The organism is Saccharothrix syringae, from assembly GCF_009498035.1.
Classification (GTDB): domain Bacteria; phylum Actinomycetota; class Actinomycetes; order Mycobacteriales; family Pseudonocardiaceae; genus Actinosynnema; species Actinosynnema syringae.
Map to the genome: position 1 here is coordinate 3,506,167 of NZ_CP034550.1, position 15,134 is coordinate 3,521,300.

At 73.4% G+C, this 15,134-nt stretch carries 13 protein-coding genes and 1 pseudogene; 10 read left to right on the forward strand and 4 right to left on the reverse strand.

Annotated elements, in window-relative coordinates; all coding sequences use genetic code 11:
- Positions 1–10: 10 nt before the first annotated feature.
- Entirely contained in the window at positions 11–1,135 is a 1,125-nt protein-coding gene (locus EKG83_RS15775) for a cytochrome P450 (RefSeq protein ID WP_033431254.1), read from the reverse strand.
- 92 nt (positions 1,136–1,227) lie between these two features.
- Complete coding sequence (locus EKG83_RS15780; RefSeq protein WP_228122629.1) at positions 1,228–2,352, reverse strand: M28 family peptidase; 1,125 nt, start codon at positions 2,350–2,352, stop codon at positions 1,228–1,230.
- Between the two features lie 136 nt (positions 2,353–2,488).
- Here EKG83_RS15780 and EKG83_RS47800 point away from each other — a divergent pair, with 136 nt between their 5' ends.
- Both EKG83_RS47800 and EKG83_RS15790 read left to right on the forward strand, forming a co-directional pair.
- The gene (locus EKG83_RS47800) at positions 2,489–3,073 is read left to right on the forward strand and encodes a tryptophan 7-halogenase (RefSeq protein ID WP_228122630.1); all 585 of its coding nucleotides are present in this window, start codon (positions 2,489–2,491) and stop codon (positions 3,071–3,073) included.
- Positions 3,074–4,182: 1,109 nt separating this feature from the next.
- Positions 4,183–4,464 carry a hypothetical protein gene (locus EKG83_RS15790; RefSeq protein WP_153278149.1) on the forward strand — a complete coding sequence of 94 codons (282 nt, stop codon included), beginning with the start codon at positions 4,183–4,185 and terminating at the stop codon, positions 4,462–4,464.
- 488 nt (positions 4,465–4,952) lie between these two features.
- Here the strand turns inward: EKG83_RS15790 and EKG83_RS15795 are convergent, their stop codons facing one another.
- On the reverse strand, positions 4,953–6,518 hold the full coding sequence (locus EKG83_RS15795) for an outer membrane protein assembly factor BamB family protein (RefSeq protein WP_228122631.1): 1,566 nt from the start codon (positions 6,516–6,518) through the stop codon (positions 4,953–4,955).
- 1,018 nt (positions 6,519–7,536) lie between these two features.
- Here EKG83_RS15795 and EKG83_RS15800 point away from each other — a divergent pair.
- The 6 genes and pseudogenes from EKG83_RS15800 (at position 7,537) to EKG83_RS47810 (ending at position 12,402) form a co-directional block, all read left to right on the forward strand.
- Positions 7,537–9,549: an MMPL family transporter gene (locus EKG83_RS15800; protein WP_051765839.1), complete on the forward strand. Its 2,013-nt coding sequence runs from the start codon at positions 7,537–7,539 to the stop codon at positions 9,547–9,549.
- The gene (locus EKG83_RS15805; protein WP_170191839.1) at positions 9,437–9,709 is read left to right on the forward strand and encodes a rhodanese-like domain-containing protein; all 273 of its coding nucleotides are present in this window, start codon (positions 9,437–9,439) and stop codon (positions 9,707–9,709) included. Before EKG83_RS15800 ends, EKG83_RS15805 begins: the two co-directional genes overlap by 113 nt.
- Positions 9,710–9,947: 238 nt before the next feature.
- Positions 9,948–11,063 (forward strand): FAD-dependent monooxygenase, encoded by a 1,116-nt coding sequence (locus EKG83_RS15810; RefSeq protein WP_033431250.1) that lies wholly within the window; start codon positions 9,948–9,950, stop codon positions 11,061–11,063.
- Positions 11,064–11,319: 256 nt separating this feature from the next.
- Entirely contained in the window at positions 11,320–11,682 is a 363-nt protein-coding gene (locus EKG83_RS15815) for an SRPBCC family protein (RefSeq protein WP_211269108.1), read from the forward strand.
- A 23-nt stretch (positions 11,683–11,705) separates the two neighbouring features.
- Positions 11,706–11,822, forward strand: a pseudogene (locus EKG83_RS47805) (transcriptional regulator); the annotation flags it as partial.
- Positions 11,823–12,105: 283 nt separating this feature from the next.
- A complete protein-coding gene (locus EKG83_RS47810; RefSeq protein ID WP_248782389.1) occupies positions 12,106–12,402 on the forward strand; it encodes an MmyB family transcriptional regulator in 297 nt (98 codons plus the stop codon).
- Positions 12,403–12,461: 59 nt separating this feature from the next.
- On the opposite strand, the gene EKG83_RS15825 is transcribed toward EKG83_RS47810, so the two are convergent.
- Positions 12,462–13,076 carry a TetR/AcrR family transcriptional regulator gene (locus EKG83_RS15825; RefSeq protein WP_153278150.1) on the reverse strand — a complete coding sequence of 205 codons (615 nt, stop codon included), beginning with the start codon at positions 13,074–13,076 and terminating at the stop codon, positions 12,462–12,464.
- 89 nt (positions 13,077–13,165) lie between these two features.
- On the opposite strand from EKG83_RS15825, the gene EKG83_RS15830 reads away from it, so the two are divergent.
- Together EKG83_RS15830 and EKG83_RS15835 are read left to right on the forward strand one after the other, a co-directional pair.
- Positions 13,166–14,029: an NmrA family NAD(P)-binding protein gene (locus tag EKG83_RS15830; protein WP_033431249.1), complete on the forward strand. Its 864-nt coding sequence runs from the start codon at positions 13,166–13,168 to the stop codon at positions 14,027–14,029.
- A gap of 157 nt (positions 14,030–14,186) precedes the next feature.
- Positions 14,187–15,095: a TIGR03619 family F420-dependent LLM class oxidoreductase gene (locus EKG83_RS15835; protein ID WP_033431248.1), complete on the forward strand. Its 909-nt coding sequence runs from the start codon at positions 14,187–14,189 to the stop codon at positions 15,093–15,095.
- The last annotated feature ends 39 nt before the right edge of the window (positions 15,096–15,134 follow it).

Below are 15,134 nucleotides of genomic sequence, written 5' to 3' on the forward strand. Positions count from 1 at the left end.
TGCCGTCGGTTCACCTGACCACGCGCACCGGCAGGTGGTCCAGCCCTCGCTGGGTGGCGGTCGGCCGTTGCGCCGGGGCGCCGGCAGGTTCGAGGCGCGTCACCCGACCCAGCGCGTGCAGCAGCGCCGACAGCACCTGCCTGCCCAGGTGGCCGCCGAAGCAGGAGTGCGTGCCCCGCCCCAACCCCAGGTGCGGGTTGGGGTTGCGGGTGAAGTCCGCGGTGTCCGGATCGGGGAACACCTCGGGGTCGCGATTGGCCCCGGCCAGCACGACCACCACCACGTCACCCCGTGCCAGGTGCCGCCCGCGCAGTTCGACGTCCGCCTTGCAGTGCCTGCTGACCACCTGCACCGGACCGGTGAGCCGGATCAGCTCCTCGACGCCGCGGCCGTCGAGCGCCGCCAGGTCCGCGCCGCGGCACGGGCCGTTCCCGACCAGCCACGCCACCGCGTTGCCGAGCAGGTTGGCCGTGGTCGAGTAGCCGGCGTCGAACACCGCGCGCAGCGAATTGCGCAGCACCCGGTCGTCGGGTGGCACCGCCGCCAGCACGCCGACCGGTCCCGCCGCGCCGCGCCACCGGTCGATCATCGCGTTGATCGTCTCCCGGGCGGCCAACGACGGTTCGCGGCGCTCGGGGGCGAGGCCGGAGTCCATGCCGAGCACCAGCGTGCGCGAGGCCGACCGCAGCTGTTCGTGATCGTCCGGCACGGGTATGCCGTAGAGCGCGCAGACCGCCCGCAGCGCCAGGGGTTCGGCCACCTGCGCCACGAGGTCGACCACGCCGTCGAGCCGGCCGACCAACTCCTCCGCCGCCTGCCGCACGCCGTCCGACCAGCCCGCGACCTCCTGGCGCCGGATCGCGTCGACGAACCGGCGCCGCACGGCGGTGTGCTCGGGCGGGTCGAGGGTCTGCACGCTCAGCACCTGCTCGGGGATCGGTTTCCCCAGCGCCCGCGGGTCCGAGCCGAAGACGTCGGTGTCCTTGAGGACGCGGGTGCAGTCGTCGTGCCGGGTGAGCACCCAGGCGGCCAGCTGCTCGTGCCGGTGCACGGGGTCCTCGGCCCGCAGCCGCGCGTACACCGCGTACGGGTCGGCGAGCATGGCGTCCGACAGCGGGGCGAAGATGCTGCTCACCGTTCTCCTCTCGGGTCGGTGGGGCACGGTTCCCCGCACCCCACCGCGTCACTGTTCACCTAGTGCGGGTAGTCCATCGGGGACACCTCCTCTCACCGGCTCAGGTCGTCGTCCACGGCGAACCGCCCGATGGCCCACGCCATCGCGCGCATCGCCTCGCCCAACGCCCGGACGTGCACGTTGGACAGGTCGTCGCACGGCTGGTGGTAGCAGGGGTCGTAGGGCTGCCCGGCGACGCCGCCGAACACCGCGGCCTCCTCGGCGGTCTTGATGCCCCGCACCCCGCCGAACGCCCCGCCCACCGGCACCCCGGCGCGAGCGAACGGCTCCTGGTCGGATCGGATGTCGTTGAGGTCGGCGGTGCGGAACGGCAGGCCCTGCACGCGGTACCCCCGGGCCAGCACGGCCTCCACCGCGCCGGAGCCGGGTGGTCCCGCGGGCGCGCCGACGTCCGGGTGGTCGCTGTCGTCGCCGTCGACCACGAACCGCACGAAGTTCGGCGAGGCGATCAGCTCCCAGTTCAGGTAGAGCCGGATCGCGGCCAGCTCCGCGGGCGTGCGGGTGCCGACGTAGTGGGTCGAGCCGACGTTGATCAGCTCCTCGGCGCCCCAGAACGCGAAGCGCACCCGGTTCGGGACCCGGTGCTGGTGCGGTGCGAGCCGCACGGCGGTCTCCAGCAGCGCCGAGACGCTGGTGGCGTTGTCGTTGACGCCGGGTCCGTCCTCGCCGCTGTCCAGGTGGGCGCCGGCCATCACGACGTGGTCCGCCCGCCCGCCCGCGGTTTCGGCGAACACGTTCACCGTGGTCGCGTCGGAGGATCGCCCGCTCAGCTCCAGGACGCCGCTCCCGGACAACGACTCCGCGTCGCGCTGGCTGACGAACGCCACCGGCAGCACGGTCCCACCGGCCTGGCGGCGGATCACCGAGTCCACCACCGGCGACGGGTCGTAGACCAGCAGGGCGCGCGCACCGGCCTCCGAGGCGGCGACCGTCTTCGCCGCGGTCGTGCAGGCACCGCTGGGCGCGACCGCGATGGCGGTGCCCGGCGGGTAGTCGGCGGAGGCGCACCCGGACGCGGTCGCGCGGGCGATGACGCCCTCAACCCGTGCCGACGGCCCGTACTGGGCCATGAGCACCCGCACCCGGACACCGGCGGAGGTGATCAGGGATTCGCTGTCGACGGTGAACTCGCGATAGGGCACGGATTGCGTGGTCACCCGGTATCCGGCGCTTTTCAGCACACTTTCCAGGTAGGCGCGGGACATTTCAAAGCCGGCTGAACCCGAGGCCCGGTTGCCACCTCCGGTCCGGGCTGCCGCGTCGAAGGCGCGCACCGAAGCCATGGCGTCCCGAGTGCTCACCGAATGGGCCAACCGCTGCGCCAACCAGGTGTTCGACGAGGCGGCCGAGACGGGAACGGGAACGAACAAGATCGACAGCATGATGGCAGCAATAACGCGCATGAACACCCCCAGGGGTCGAAAGAATGCCCTCCCGACATTTTCGCCACCTGTTCACAGGCTACTTGCACAAGTGGTGTGTTCGCAACCGCAGGACTGGTCGGCCTGTTTCTTGGCCATGTGGAATACATTCTGCGCGGTCATCGGCGCGACACCGCGGGCCGCACCGCCGGCGAGGAGGTCCGAGGTCCCGGCCCGAACCCGCCCCGGCGCACGCGTGGTCCGGTTCCGCGTTGGCGGGCACGAGAAGGCGTTGCGCGGGAACGTGATGGGGATCGGAAACTCCTGCGCCTTCGTCGAACCACTCGAGTCGGCCGGCATCCTCATGATCACTTCGAGTGTGCAGGCACTGGTCGCCTCCCTGTCCGCTAAGACGGTTCTGCTGGGACGGGAGGTGCCGACGCGGCTGCTGCACCGCGCGGAGCCGCCCGACCGGTGGTGGGCACGCCGGGCCGCCGCTGCGGCGATCACGCGGTGAGCGTTGCCGCGGAACGAGGCGTTGGCGTGGTTCCACGACGATCCGGCCTTGAACCGGCAACTGCTCTTCGCCCCGGACAGCCGGGCGAGCCCGCTGCGCGCCGAGCCAATCGGAATGCTGTGACGGATGACGCGTTCCGGTCGGCGTCCGGTCGTTCGCGCCGGTTTCCCGACCGGAGTCGCCGTCGTCGACAGGCTCGCGGCGATCCGACGGCGAGGCTTCTTCGCGGTGAACCCGGTGCACGACGAGGCGCGGGCCACCGCGGAGCTGTTCGCACCGGGCGCGGCCGACCGGTTTCGACCGAGTGCGCCGGCGGGCGGGGACCGGCGGGCCGCACCTGCCCCGCTGTGCTGCCGGCCGGCCTGGCGTTGATCGTCGTGTTGGCACGGGTGTTCGACGCACCCGCCGTGCGGTGCGGGTTGCCGTCGGTGATCGGTGAGATCGCCGTGGGCGTGCTCTCGGTCCGTCGTTGACGTGATCGCCGACGTCGGGCTCACCGTATCCTGCTGGTGGCGGTCGGCGGCAGGTTCGGCCGGTTCTCCGCGATGCTGCAAACCGCTGATCTGGTCACGGGTGAGCAGCACGATTGACGAATAGCGTGATCGGCTTGCCGTCATTCCACGCCGACAAGCCCTGAGTCGTTGCCGAACACCACGTGCAAAGCGGTGGACAGGTTCGTTCTTGAGCACGTCTGACCGGCGCGGGAGACCGGCTTGTAGCGATCGCGCTACTTTTCGCCGGCAGTGGGCTCAACCTGGCCCTCGTGCTGTCGAGACCGTGCCGACGCGCTGGCCGCTGCTGAAGTCCCGCGCCATGGGGAACTTGAGCTGCTCCCGGGGCATCGGGGCTCGAATCCGCAGGACGGAGACCGCGTTCGTCACGCGGTCGACCGCATGGGTGATCCGGAAGGTGGTTCCAGATTTTCCCCAAAATCTCCCCAAAAACTCCTGGCAACGTAGTCGGCGCAGGTCAGGGAGTTGCGGTCTGGATTGCGGTGAAGCCGCGCTTTCCGGGCACGGCAGCTCGGGGGAACGATCGAAAGGTGTCACATGCGCAGGCACATCGCCGCACTGGCAGTCGCCGGGGGTGCCTTTTTGGCCCTGCCCGCTGTGAGCGTGGGGGCCGCCCAAGCGGACTCGGGGCCGATCCAGGCCGCCGCCGGGTCCTGCTACGGCGGATGGCACGACGAGAACACCTACGGCGAGGGCTGCAAGGGGTACCCCTCGGGGTACAGGGTGCAGGCTTCGGCGCAGTGCAAGAACGGGAGTTGGGCGTACGGCAACAAGGTGTCCATCTCGGGGAGCAGCTACTCGTGGTCGTACGCCTACTGCGCCGGCAAGGGCGGCTACAAGCTCGGGACCGGTGGTTACGTCATCCTGGGACCAGCGTAGTCCGACAGGGCGTCGGGGGCCGTTGAACGAGAACTCTGACGCCACGGGCGGTTTCGCGTGATGCGAAAGGCTGTTGCCGGGTGCGGTGCATCGGTGCCCGGCAACAGCCGCGACACCCGGTCCGGGCCTGGGGAACGTCGGCCGGGTTCGCCAACGCGCTTGCGCGGGGACAAGGTCCGCGCCACGCGTTGGCCGGCGGGGTCCCGGGTCGGTGGCCGGGCCCCAGGCTCGGGCGTGTGGAGCCTCGGGATCTGGTCATCGCGGTCGATCCGGCACGCCTGGCTCACCGACATCACCGGGCATCCCACCCGCGAGGGCGAGGTCCACACCCGGCGCCGGAGCCGGTCGTGGGCCGGGTGACCCCCGCGGTGCGCCAGAGCCATCAGCCGGCAGGGGTGGGCGAGCCGGCCACCGCCTGCGGGCCGCGCCGACGGGACCACCGCGTGCTGAGCCGAGTCCACCGTGGAGCCGGCAACAGCCCGACCGCGTCACCGCCCGCGCGGTAGCCCGAACGCGATCAGCACGCCACCGCGGATGCCCGTGCCGAACACGTACCCGGAGTTGACGAACAGCATCCCGCCGGCCACCACCGCGCCGCCTGCCGAGCTGATCGACCCGCCCCGGCCGGTCAGACCGTTGACGCCGGTGAACTCCCGCACGGTGTCGTACTGCCACAGCACCCGCCCGTCCTCGGCGGCGTAGGCGCGGATTCGCCCGTCCTCGCTGCCCTCGAACACCACGCCCGGCACGCTGGACACCGCGGTGCCGTGCGCCAGGTCGCACGCGTCCGGGACCGTCGCCGCGCCACCGGTGGTGCAGGCGTCGGCGGGCAGCTCCGCCCGCCACAGCACGGCCCCGGTCGCCGGGGCGATGGCGTGCAGCGCGCCCGGGTGGGCGTGGTAGGTGGCCGCGTAGATGCGCCTGCCGTCGTAGCTGGTGCCCCACTGGATGCCGGCCGCCTGACCGGAGCTGAGCGCCGTGCGCCACAGCACGGCGCCCGTCGCGGCGTCGAAGAGGTGGTAGACGCCGCTCTTCTGGCCGACCCCGACGACGGTCCGGTCGCCGACGCGGAAGACGTTGGGGCTCGCGCCGAAGTCGTGGTTCGGGCCGGGCACCGGGCAGCGCTCGTTGACGCCCTTGAAGCACTGCAACGTCCACGTGTCGGGGTGGGTGGCCTGCTGCGTCCACCGCCGCCGGCCGGTCTCGGCGTCGAGCGCGATCACGCTGTCGCTGTCGCCCCCGGTGCCGCTGTAGTTGTTGCCGGTGCCGACGAACACCGTGCCGGTGCGCGGGTCGATCGCGGGGGAGGACCACACGGCGGCGCCGCTGGGCGCGAAGACCGGCACGCCGGTGGACGTCTCGCCGGTCCGCACCGGCGGCGGCGTGGTGTGGTCGCGCCACCGGAGCGCGCCGGTCCGCGCGTCGAGCGCGACGGTGCTGCCGCGGAAGGTGCAGCACGGGTAGTCGTCGTCGGCCGCGAACAGGTACTCCTTGCTGGACACGCCGACAATCAGCACGTCGCGCCACAGCAGGGGCGAGCCGGTGATGATCGCGGCCGGGTGGGTGTCGGCGGCGGTGCGCCAGCGCAACCGGCCGGTCGCCTGGTCGAGCGCGTAGACGCCGCCCTTCGAATCCCCGAAGTAGACGGTGCCGCCGGCGACGGTCGGGCCGTCGCGCAGCGGGTTCGGCGCGGGGCCGGTCACCGCGTGGGTGTCGAAGGACCACCGGGTCGCGCCGGTGCGGGCGTCGAGGGCGTAGAGCACGCCGTTGTGGCCGCCCACGTACACGCCGCCGTCGACCACCGCGGGCTGGCTCGACTGCATCCCGTCGGAGTCGGGGAACACGAAGGCCCACCGGGGCGCCAGGTCCGCCGCGGTGCGCCGGGTGATCCGGACCTCGTCCGCGTTGTGCCTGCTGCCCCGCACGTCGTGCTGCCACATGGGCCACTCCGAGCGCCCACCGGGGTGCCCGGCCGCGTGCGCGGGCGTGACGGAGGTCGGCAGGAGGAGGGCGACGGCGAGCGCGCGCAGCGCGCGGAAGACGGTCATTCGCATGGCGGGACCCCGGTGTTCGGTCGGTGTGCGGCGATCCTGGCAGCGGGCTGTCATCCACCCGTCATCGGCGCGTCAACGCGTTCCCGATATCCGCCGGCGGCCTTTGTTGGTTCACCGCGGGGCGGTGCGCGGTGGGATACCGAGAAGTGCGGACAACGATTCGCGGCCGTGTGGTCACTATGTGCGAACCAATTACATCGAACGGATGAGGGGCGCCGAAGAATTTCTTGACCTGCCAGGGATCTGTGGGGAAGGTGGTCGTGGTGCGAGGGTGAACTCGCTGGTCGGGGGGCTGGATCTTTTCGACGCACAACGCGGTGCATCCGCCATCGGGGCGAGGGCGGGGTGGAGTCGGGGGCGCCGTCGGGCGTTAATCCAATCTTCAACGGATTATGCGCGGCGGCGCCGTGCCGATTTCAGGCTCCTCGCGTCGAATATCCGTTTGGTGTGCAGGGAGGGGGCCGTGCGATGGGTGAAAACGAGGTGGTGGCGACCGGGAGGTGCCGCCGGTTGGTCCTGCTGGGTGAGATGACCGTGGACGGCGAGCCGATCGGCTCCACGCGCAGCAGCGTGACGCGCATCGTGGCCTTCGTGGCGCTGTGCGGCCCGTCGACCCGGTCGAGGCTGGCGGAAGCGCTGTGGCCGGACACGGTGGAGAGCAAGGCGCAGGGCTCCCTGCGGACGGGCCTGTGGCAGCTGCGGCAGCGGCACGCCGGGCTGGTCGTGCTGACCGGGCCGACGGTGGGCCTGGGGCCCGACGTGTGGGTGGACGTCCACCACCTGACCGCGGTCGGCCACCGCCTGCTCGACGCCACGCGCGCGGACCCGGTCCCGCTGCTCGGGGCGTGCGACGGCTTCACCGAACTGCGGTGGGAGCGCGAGGTGCTGCCCGGCTGGGCGGACGACTGGGTGGCGCACGAGCGCGAGCGGTTCCGGCAGCTGCGCCTGCACATGCTGGAGGCGCTGGCCGGGCGGCTGTGCGAGGCCGGGATGTTCGGCATGGCCCTGGCCGCCCCTGGTGGCCGTGCTCGCCGCGCCCGACCCGATCCCCGACGTCGTCGCGGCGCAGGTGTTCGACGGCATCGGCGCCGCCGTGCCGACCGTGCGCGTGGTTTACGACGACCCCCGCTTCTCCCTGGACGGCGGCCGGCTGCGCCACGCCCTGGTGTTCGTCGGCTCCGGCGGGTTCGGCGGTGTCGAGACCGAGCCGGTGCGCGCGGCCCTGGGCGCGTCCGCGCCGCCCGGCGTGCGCGCGGAGCTGACCGGCCTGGACGTGCTCGCCCAGGGCGGCGACGTGGACGGGCCGGGCGTGTTCGCCGAGACGGCCGTCGGCGCGGTCGGCGCGCTCGCCGTGCTGGCGTTCGTCTTCGGCTCGCTGCTGGCGTTCGTGCCCCTGCTCGTCGCGGGCATCTCGATCACCACGACGTTCCTCGGCCTCTACGGGCTCACCTGCCTCGCCGACGTGAACCCCCTGGTGGAGTTCCTGATCGCCCTGGTGGGCCTGGGTGTCGCCATCGACTACTCGCTGCTGGTGGTCACCCGGTGGCGGGAGGAGCGGCAACGCGGCCTGGGCAACCACGACGCCGTCGTCGCCGCGGTGGGGACCGCGGGCCGCACCGTCGCCTTCTCCGGTTTCACCGTCGCGCTCGGGCTGGTCGCGCTGGTGGTGCTGCCGGTGCCGTTCCTGCGCAGCATCGGGTACGCGGGCATGCTCATCCCGCTGGTCAGCGTCGGCGTGACGCTCACCGCGCTGCCCGCGCTGCTGGCCGCCTTCGGCCCGCGGCTCGACTGGCCGGGCAGGCGGCGGGAGCTGACCGCGTCACCGCGGTGGACCGCGTGGGTGCGGTTCGTGCTGCGGCACCGCGTCGCGTGCGCGGTGCTCGCGGTGGCGGTGCTGGGCGTGCTGACCGCGCCCCTGGGCGGCCTCCGGCTCGGCCAGGCGTCGTCGGAGTCGCTGTCCGGGTCGGGCCCGGCGCACGAGGCGCTGCGGGCCGTGCGGGACGCGGGCGCGCCCGCCGGGGTCCTGACCCCGGTGGAGGTGCTGGTGCGCGGCGACGCGGCGGCGGCGCGCGCGGCAGTGGCCGACGTGCCGGGGGTGGCGTTCGCGGTGGACTCGCCCGCCCGGGACGGCTACACCGACGTGGTGGCCCTGCCCGACCGCGAGACCGTCAGCGCCACCTCGGTGGGGGTGGTGGAGGGCGTCCGGGAGGCGGTCCGGGACGTGCCCGGCGTGGTGGGCGTCGCCGGCGTCGGGGCGACGCACCTGGACTTCCGCGACGCCGTGTACGGCAACGCGCCGCTGGTGCTGGCCGTGCTCACGCTCGCCGTGTTCGTGCTGCCGGCCCGCGCGTTCCGCTCGGTCGTGCTGCCGCTGAAGGCGGTGCTGCTGAACTTCCTGTCGCTCGCGGCCACGTTCGGCGCGGTGGTGTTCTTCTGGCAGTGGGGCCGGGGCGGCGAGCTGCTCTACGGCATCCCGCCGACGGGCGCGATCACCTTCTGGATACCGGCGATGGTGTTCGCGTTCCTGTTCGGCCTCTCGATCGACTACGAGGTGTTCATCCTGGCGCGGGTGCGCGAGGAGTACGACGCGGTGCGGGACACCGACGCGGCGGTCGTGGCCGGCGTCGCGCGCACCGGCAGGCTGGTCACCAGCGCGGCGCTGATCCTGTTCCTCGCGTTCGCGGCGATGTCGGCCGCGCCCGCCACCGAGGTCAGGATCTTCGCCACCGCGCTGGGGTTCGGGGTCCTGCTGGACGCCACCGTGGTGCGCGCCCTGCTCGTCCCGGCCCTGGCCGGCCTGCTGGGTCGGTGGAACTGGTGGCTGCCGCGCCGGGTGCGCGGCGCGAGCGGAGGAGGAAGCGGTGCCCGGCGTGAAGCGGGAGGTCCCCGAGATCTCGGTGTCGGAGGTGGCCCGGCGGTTGCCGGAGCTGACGCTGCTCGACGCCAACCCGGCGCGGCGGTACGCGAAGGGGCACGTGCCCGGGGCGGTCCTCGTCGACCCGGCGGCGGTGGGGGAGGTGCTGCCGGATGACCGGTCGACCGCCCTGGTCTTCTACTGCCGCGACCGCAGCTGCGGCGCGGCCCCGGCGGCGGCCCGCCGGGCGATGGCGCTGGGCTACGACAACGTCCACGTGATGCGCGACGGCATCGACGGCTGGGAGCGGTCGGGCGGCCCGGTCAGCACGGACTGACCCGCCGCCCGGTCGGGACCGCCGCCGCTCACCGGGACCGCCGGACCGGTCAGCCCGGGGGAGTGCGCCGCCAGGTCCACCACGACCGGGCGGCCGGCCCGAGCGAGAGCCCCCGGACCCTCGCCACCCCCTCACCGGCCCCGGGCCGTGCCCTGCGCGGTCACCGGCCGGGTGCTTGGCGCACGCGGCCCGCCACGTGATCCACTGGGACCTCGTCATCCTGGGGTGAGGAGCGGTCATGACGAGTGTGCGCGCGGTGCTGGTGGTGGGTGCGGGTGCGGCGGGCACCGCCACCGCGGTCCGGCTGGCGGAGGCCGGGGTCGAGGTCGACGTGGTCGAGCGCGAACCCGACGTGGGCCTGCGCGGGGCGGGCATCACGCTCCAGCGCAACGCCCTGCGGGTGCTGCGGGACCTCGGCGTGTGGGAGCGGGTGCGCGACCTCGGCTACGCCTTCGACGGCGTGGCGCTGCGCAGCCCCGACGGCGGGCTGCTCGTCGAGGCGGACGACCGGCGCGCCGAGGGCGAGGACCTGCCCGCGACGCTGGGCATGCGCCGCCCGGACCTCGCCCGCGTGCTGGTCGACCGGGCCCGCGAGGCGGGCGCGGCGGTGCGCACCGGTGTCGCCTTCACGGGGCTGGCCCAGGACGAGCACGGCGTCGACGTGACCTTCGACGACGGTTCCTCCGGGCGCTACGACCTGGTGGTGGGGGCCGACGGCATCCGCTCGTCCACCCGCCGGGCGGTCGGGATCGACGTGGAGCCGCGGCCCACCGGCATGGGCATCTGGCGGGTCACCGCCCCGCGACCGGCCGGGCTGACCCGCACGGAGCTGGTCTACGGCGGGCCGTGCTTCATCGCCGGTTACTGCCCGACCGGGTCGGACACGATCTACGCCTACCTGGTGGAGCGGGCCCGGGACCGCACCGGACTGGACGCGGGGCAGCGGCTGGAGGTGGTGCGCGGCCTGGCCGCCGGCTACGGGGGCCACTGGGGGTTCATCCGGGAGCACATGGGCGAGCCGAACTACACCTGGTTCGAGTCCCACGTCCTGGAGCGGCCCTGGCACCGCGGCCGGGTGGTGCTCGTCGGCGACGCGGCGCACTCGTGCCCGCCCACCCTGGCCCAGGGCGCGGCCCAGGCCCTGGAGGACGCCTGGGTGCTCACCGAACTCCTCCTCGCCGCCGACCGCCTCGACGAGGACCTGTGGCGGCGCTTCGGCGACCGCCGCCACGACCGCGCCACAGCCGTCGTGGACGCCTCCGTGCAGATCGCCCAGTGGCTCCTGGACGGCGAACGCGGCGACATGCCGGGCCTCATGGGCCGCATCGCGACGATGCTCCAGGAGCGGCCGTGACCGGCGCCCCGTCCGGGGCCGGTATCCACGCCACCGCGCCGCAAGACCCGCCCCAGCGGGGGACGACTCCGCGGTGGGAGCGCACGGCGCGGCAGGTCGACGCTGATCGGCGCCGCCGAGTCCGTCCCCACGGCGAGACCGCGAGGGTGTGTACTGACAGGTGTCTGCCTCGGACGGGCGTGGCCCGTGATGCTGGTGGCATGACGAAGAAGAGCGTTCCGATCACCGTCTTCGCCCGTGCGGCGTCCAGCCGGAGGTGCGCGACCAGACCGGCACCTGGGACCGGCCGGGGACCTCGCGCCGGACCTGGTTCACCGACGGCTCCAAGGCCGACGAGCGGCTCACCGAGGTCGTGGACGGGCACGGGTTCGCCTACGAGCTCGGCGGCTTCACCAACGTGCTGGCCAGGCTGGTCTCCGGGGTGCGCGGCGAGTGGTCGTTCCTCCCCGACGGCACCGGCACGTCGATCCGGTGGACCTACGACTTCCGGCCGCTGCCCGGCCGCCGCTGGATCGTTGCCGGGCCGTTCAAGCCGCTGTGGACCCGCTACATGCGCGCCGCGCTCGCCCGCATGGTGACCGCGGTGCAGGGCACGCCCGGTGCGACCATGGAGGGGTGAACGACCTGAGCTTCGGTGCCTTGGTGCGCGGCTGGCGCGACCGCCTCGACCCGGCCGGTGCCGGCTACGCCCGGTCGGCTCGCCGGCGCGCCCCCGGCCTGCGCCGCGAGGAACTCGCCGAGCTCGCCGGCCTCTCCCACGAGTACGTGCTGCGGCTGGAGCAGGGCCGGCCACCAACCCGTCCGCCCAGGTGGTCTCGGCCCTGGCCCGCGCGCTGCGGCTCTCCCTCGCCGAACGTGACCGGCTCTTCCGCGTCGCGGGCCTGCTCGCGCCCCGCGACCAGACCGTCGGCACCCACGTGCCGCCGAGCATCCGCCGCCTCGTCGACCGCCTCGGCGATCTACGGGCGAGGGCCGCCGGCACCTGCGCCCGGTCACCTCGACAGCCGGACCGCGCGCTTTCGAGACCGCGATCGTCGCGGACCTGCGCGAGGCGGTCTCCCGCTACCCGGCCGACCCGGAACTGGCGGCGCTCGTGGACGGCTTGCGGGCGGCCTCGCCCTTCTTCGGCGAGCTGTGGTCGGTGGCGGGCACGGGGCAGCTCACCGGCGACGTCAAGACGATCGGCCATCCCGAGCTGGGTGACATCACGGTGGACTGCGACGTGCTGACCGTGCCCGGCGTCGACCTGCGCATCGTCACCTGCACGGCGGCCCCGGGAACCGGCGGCGCCGACCGGCTCGACCTCCTGCGCGCGTCCCGGCTCGGCGAGGCCCGCTGACGACCGGGCCACCCGGCCCGTGACCGGCCTCCCGGGGTTCCGCCCGCGAGCAGGCGCGGCTACGGCCGCGCCAGTTCGTCCAGCACCCGGTCCACCTCCAGCGACGGGTCGGCGACCCGCGCCGCCCGCAACGCCCCCGCGAGCACGGTCATGAGCATTTCCACGACCTGGTCCACGTCGAACGGGTGCGCGTCCAGCAGGTGGTCGCGCGCCAACTGGTCGGCCGCTGTCGTGTACATCCGCAGCACGGCCCTGACCGCCGGCCGCTCGAAGTCCAGCCCCAGGTTCTCGCACAGCTTCCGGTTGCCGTCGTCCCGCACGCGGTCGAACGGCTCCTCCGCGCCCCACGGGCGCAGCACCAGGTTCAGCGCCAGGTCGCGGTGCGCCAGCAGGTACGTCAGGTGCGCCCTGTGCGACTGGCGGATCCGCTTCCCCAGCGGCACGGCAGGGTCGCTGACGTGCAGGTCCAGCACTTCGCGCCCGATGGCGCACAGCACCTCGCGGTAGAGGCCCTGCTTGCTGCCGAAGTGGTGGAACACCAGGCCGTGCGCCACGCCGGCGGCTCGGGCGATGTCGGCCGCCTTGACGTCGTCGTAGCTCGACGTGATGAACAGCTCGCGGGCCGCGGCCAGGACTTTTTCCCTGGTGGCGGCAGCGGTGGCGGCGCGGGACATGCCCACACGCTAACAGCTCGTTGACTTGGAGTCAGCGAGACGGTATTCGTTGATTAGAAGTCATTGACTGGAAGTCAACGGAGGAGAACATGACCAAGACGCTGATCATCGGGGCGACGGGCACCGTGGGCGGCCTGGTGCTCGACGAAGCCGTGCGCCGGGGCGTGGAGGTGCGTGCCCTGGTGCGCGACAGGGAACGGGCGAACCTGCCCGGCGCGGTCGAGGTCGTGCAGGGCGACCTCGGCGATCGCGAGGCCGTGGGAGCCGCGCTGCGGGGCGTCGACTCGGCGTTCTACGTGTCGCCCCACGAGAGCAACGAGGTCGAGATCGCCACCGTCTTCGGCGAGGAGGCCCAGCGCGCGGGCGCTCGCCTGGTGTTCGGCGGCTTCCACATCGAGGACCCGCGGGCGCGCGAGGCGGCGAGCCGCGCGATCCCGGCCTACGCGCCGAAGCTGCGGCTCGCCGCGTTCCTGGCGGGCACCGACACGCGGCCCGCCATGTTCAGCCTCACCAACTTCGACCAGAACGACGAGGTCTTCCGCGAGGACATCGAGGCCGGTTCCTTCCCGACGCCGCTGCACCCCGGCGGCGTGAACCGGATCGACGTGCGCGACGCCGCCGAGGTGATCGCCAACGCGCTCACCGACGTCGACTTCGCGCCCGGCTCGTACCAGCTCCTGGGGCCCGAGTCGCTGAACGGCGAGCAGAGCGCCCGGATCTGGGCCGAGGCGCTCGGGCGCGAGGTCGTCTACACCGGTGACGACCCGGAGTGGCGCAAGGCGTTCGAGCGCAGGTTGTCCGGCCGGAAGCTCGTGGACTGGATCCGCAGCTTCGAACTGCTCGGCTCGGCGCCGATCCCGACCGACCCCGCCGAGGTCGACGTCATGACCGAGCTGCTCGGCCGTGCGCCCCGCACGTTGCGCGACTACGTGCGCGACTCGGTGAACCGCTGATCGCGGCCCCGCGCGAGTGACCGCCCGAACGGACCCCACCCGCGCGGGGCCGCCCTCCCGCCGGCCGACCCGGCGCGACGACCGCAGCGGTGAACCGCTTCCGGTCCTTGACATCGATTCGCAGGCAGGAGCCTGCACCGACCCACGGGGGAGTGACGTGAAAATCGGGTTCTCGCTGCCGCAAGCAGGGGGTGTCGCCTGGCAGGCGCCGCGGGTGGCCGGGTACGCACGGGAAGTCGAACGGCTCGGAGCGGACAGCCTCTGGGTGATCGACCGGCTGCTGTCGCCGGTCGACCCCGCGATCGGCCACAACGGCGGCGAGCGGTTCCCGGACGAGTTCCGCGCGGTCCTGGACCCGTTCGTGCTCCTCGGCGTGGCCGCTGCGGCCACGGAGCGCGTGCTGATCGGCAGCAACGTCCTCAACGCGCCGTGGTACCCGCCCGCGGTGCTCGGCCGCGCGCTCACCACGCTCGACGTGCTCAGCGGGGGACGCCTGGTGGCAGGCTTCGGAGTCGGCTGGTCACCGGAGGAGTTCGAGGCGGTGAACGTCCCGATGGCCGAGCGCGGCTCCCGCCTGGACGAAACCCTCGACGTGCTCGACCGGCTGTGGACGGCCGATCCCGCCGAGTACCGGGGCGAGCACTGGACGCTGCCCGCCACCCGCGCCGCCCTGAAGCCGGTGCGCCGCCCGCCGGTCTACCTGGCGGCGTTCGCGCCGGCGTCGATGCGCCGCGTCGCGCGCCGCGCCGACGGCTGGCTGCCGGCGTTGGTGCTGCCCCGCGCCGCGGACGTGCGGACGGCGGTGACCGAGCCCTGGGCGGTGATCCGCCGCATGGCGGCCGAAGCGGGCCGTGACCCGGACGGGCTGGACGTGGTCCTGCGCATCTACCCGACCGTCCGCTCCGGCACCGTCGTGGACGAGGTGGCCGGGCTGATCGGGCGCGTGGAGGCGGAGTCCGAGGTGCGGCACGTCCTGGTGGACCTGATGTACCTCGCCGACGACGTCGACCGGATGCTCGACCTGGCCGCCGGGGTGCTGTCGCGTGTCCGCGGGCCGCGGGGGTGACGTGCGGGAGCGAGCACCCGACTCGCCGTTCGCCGGGAC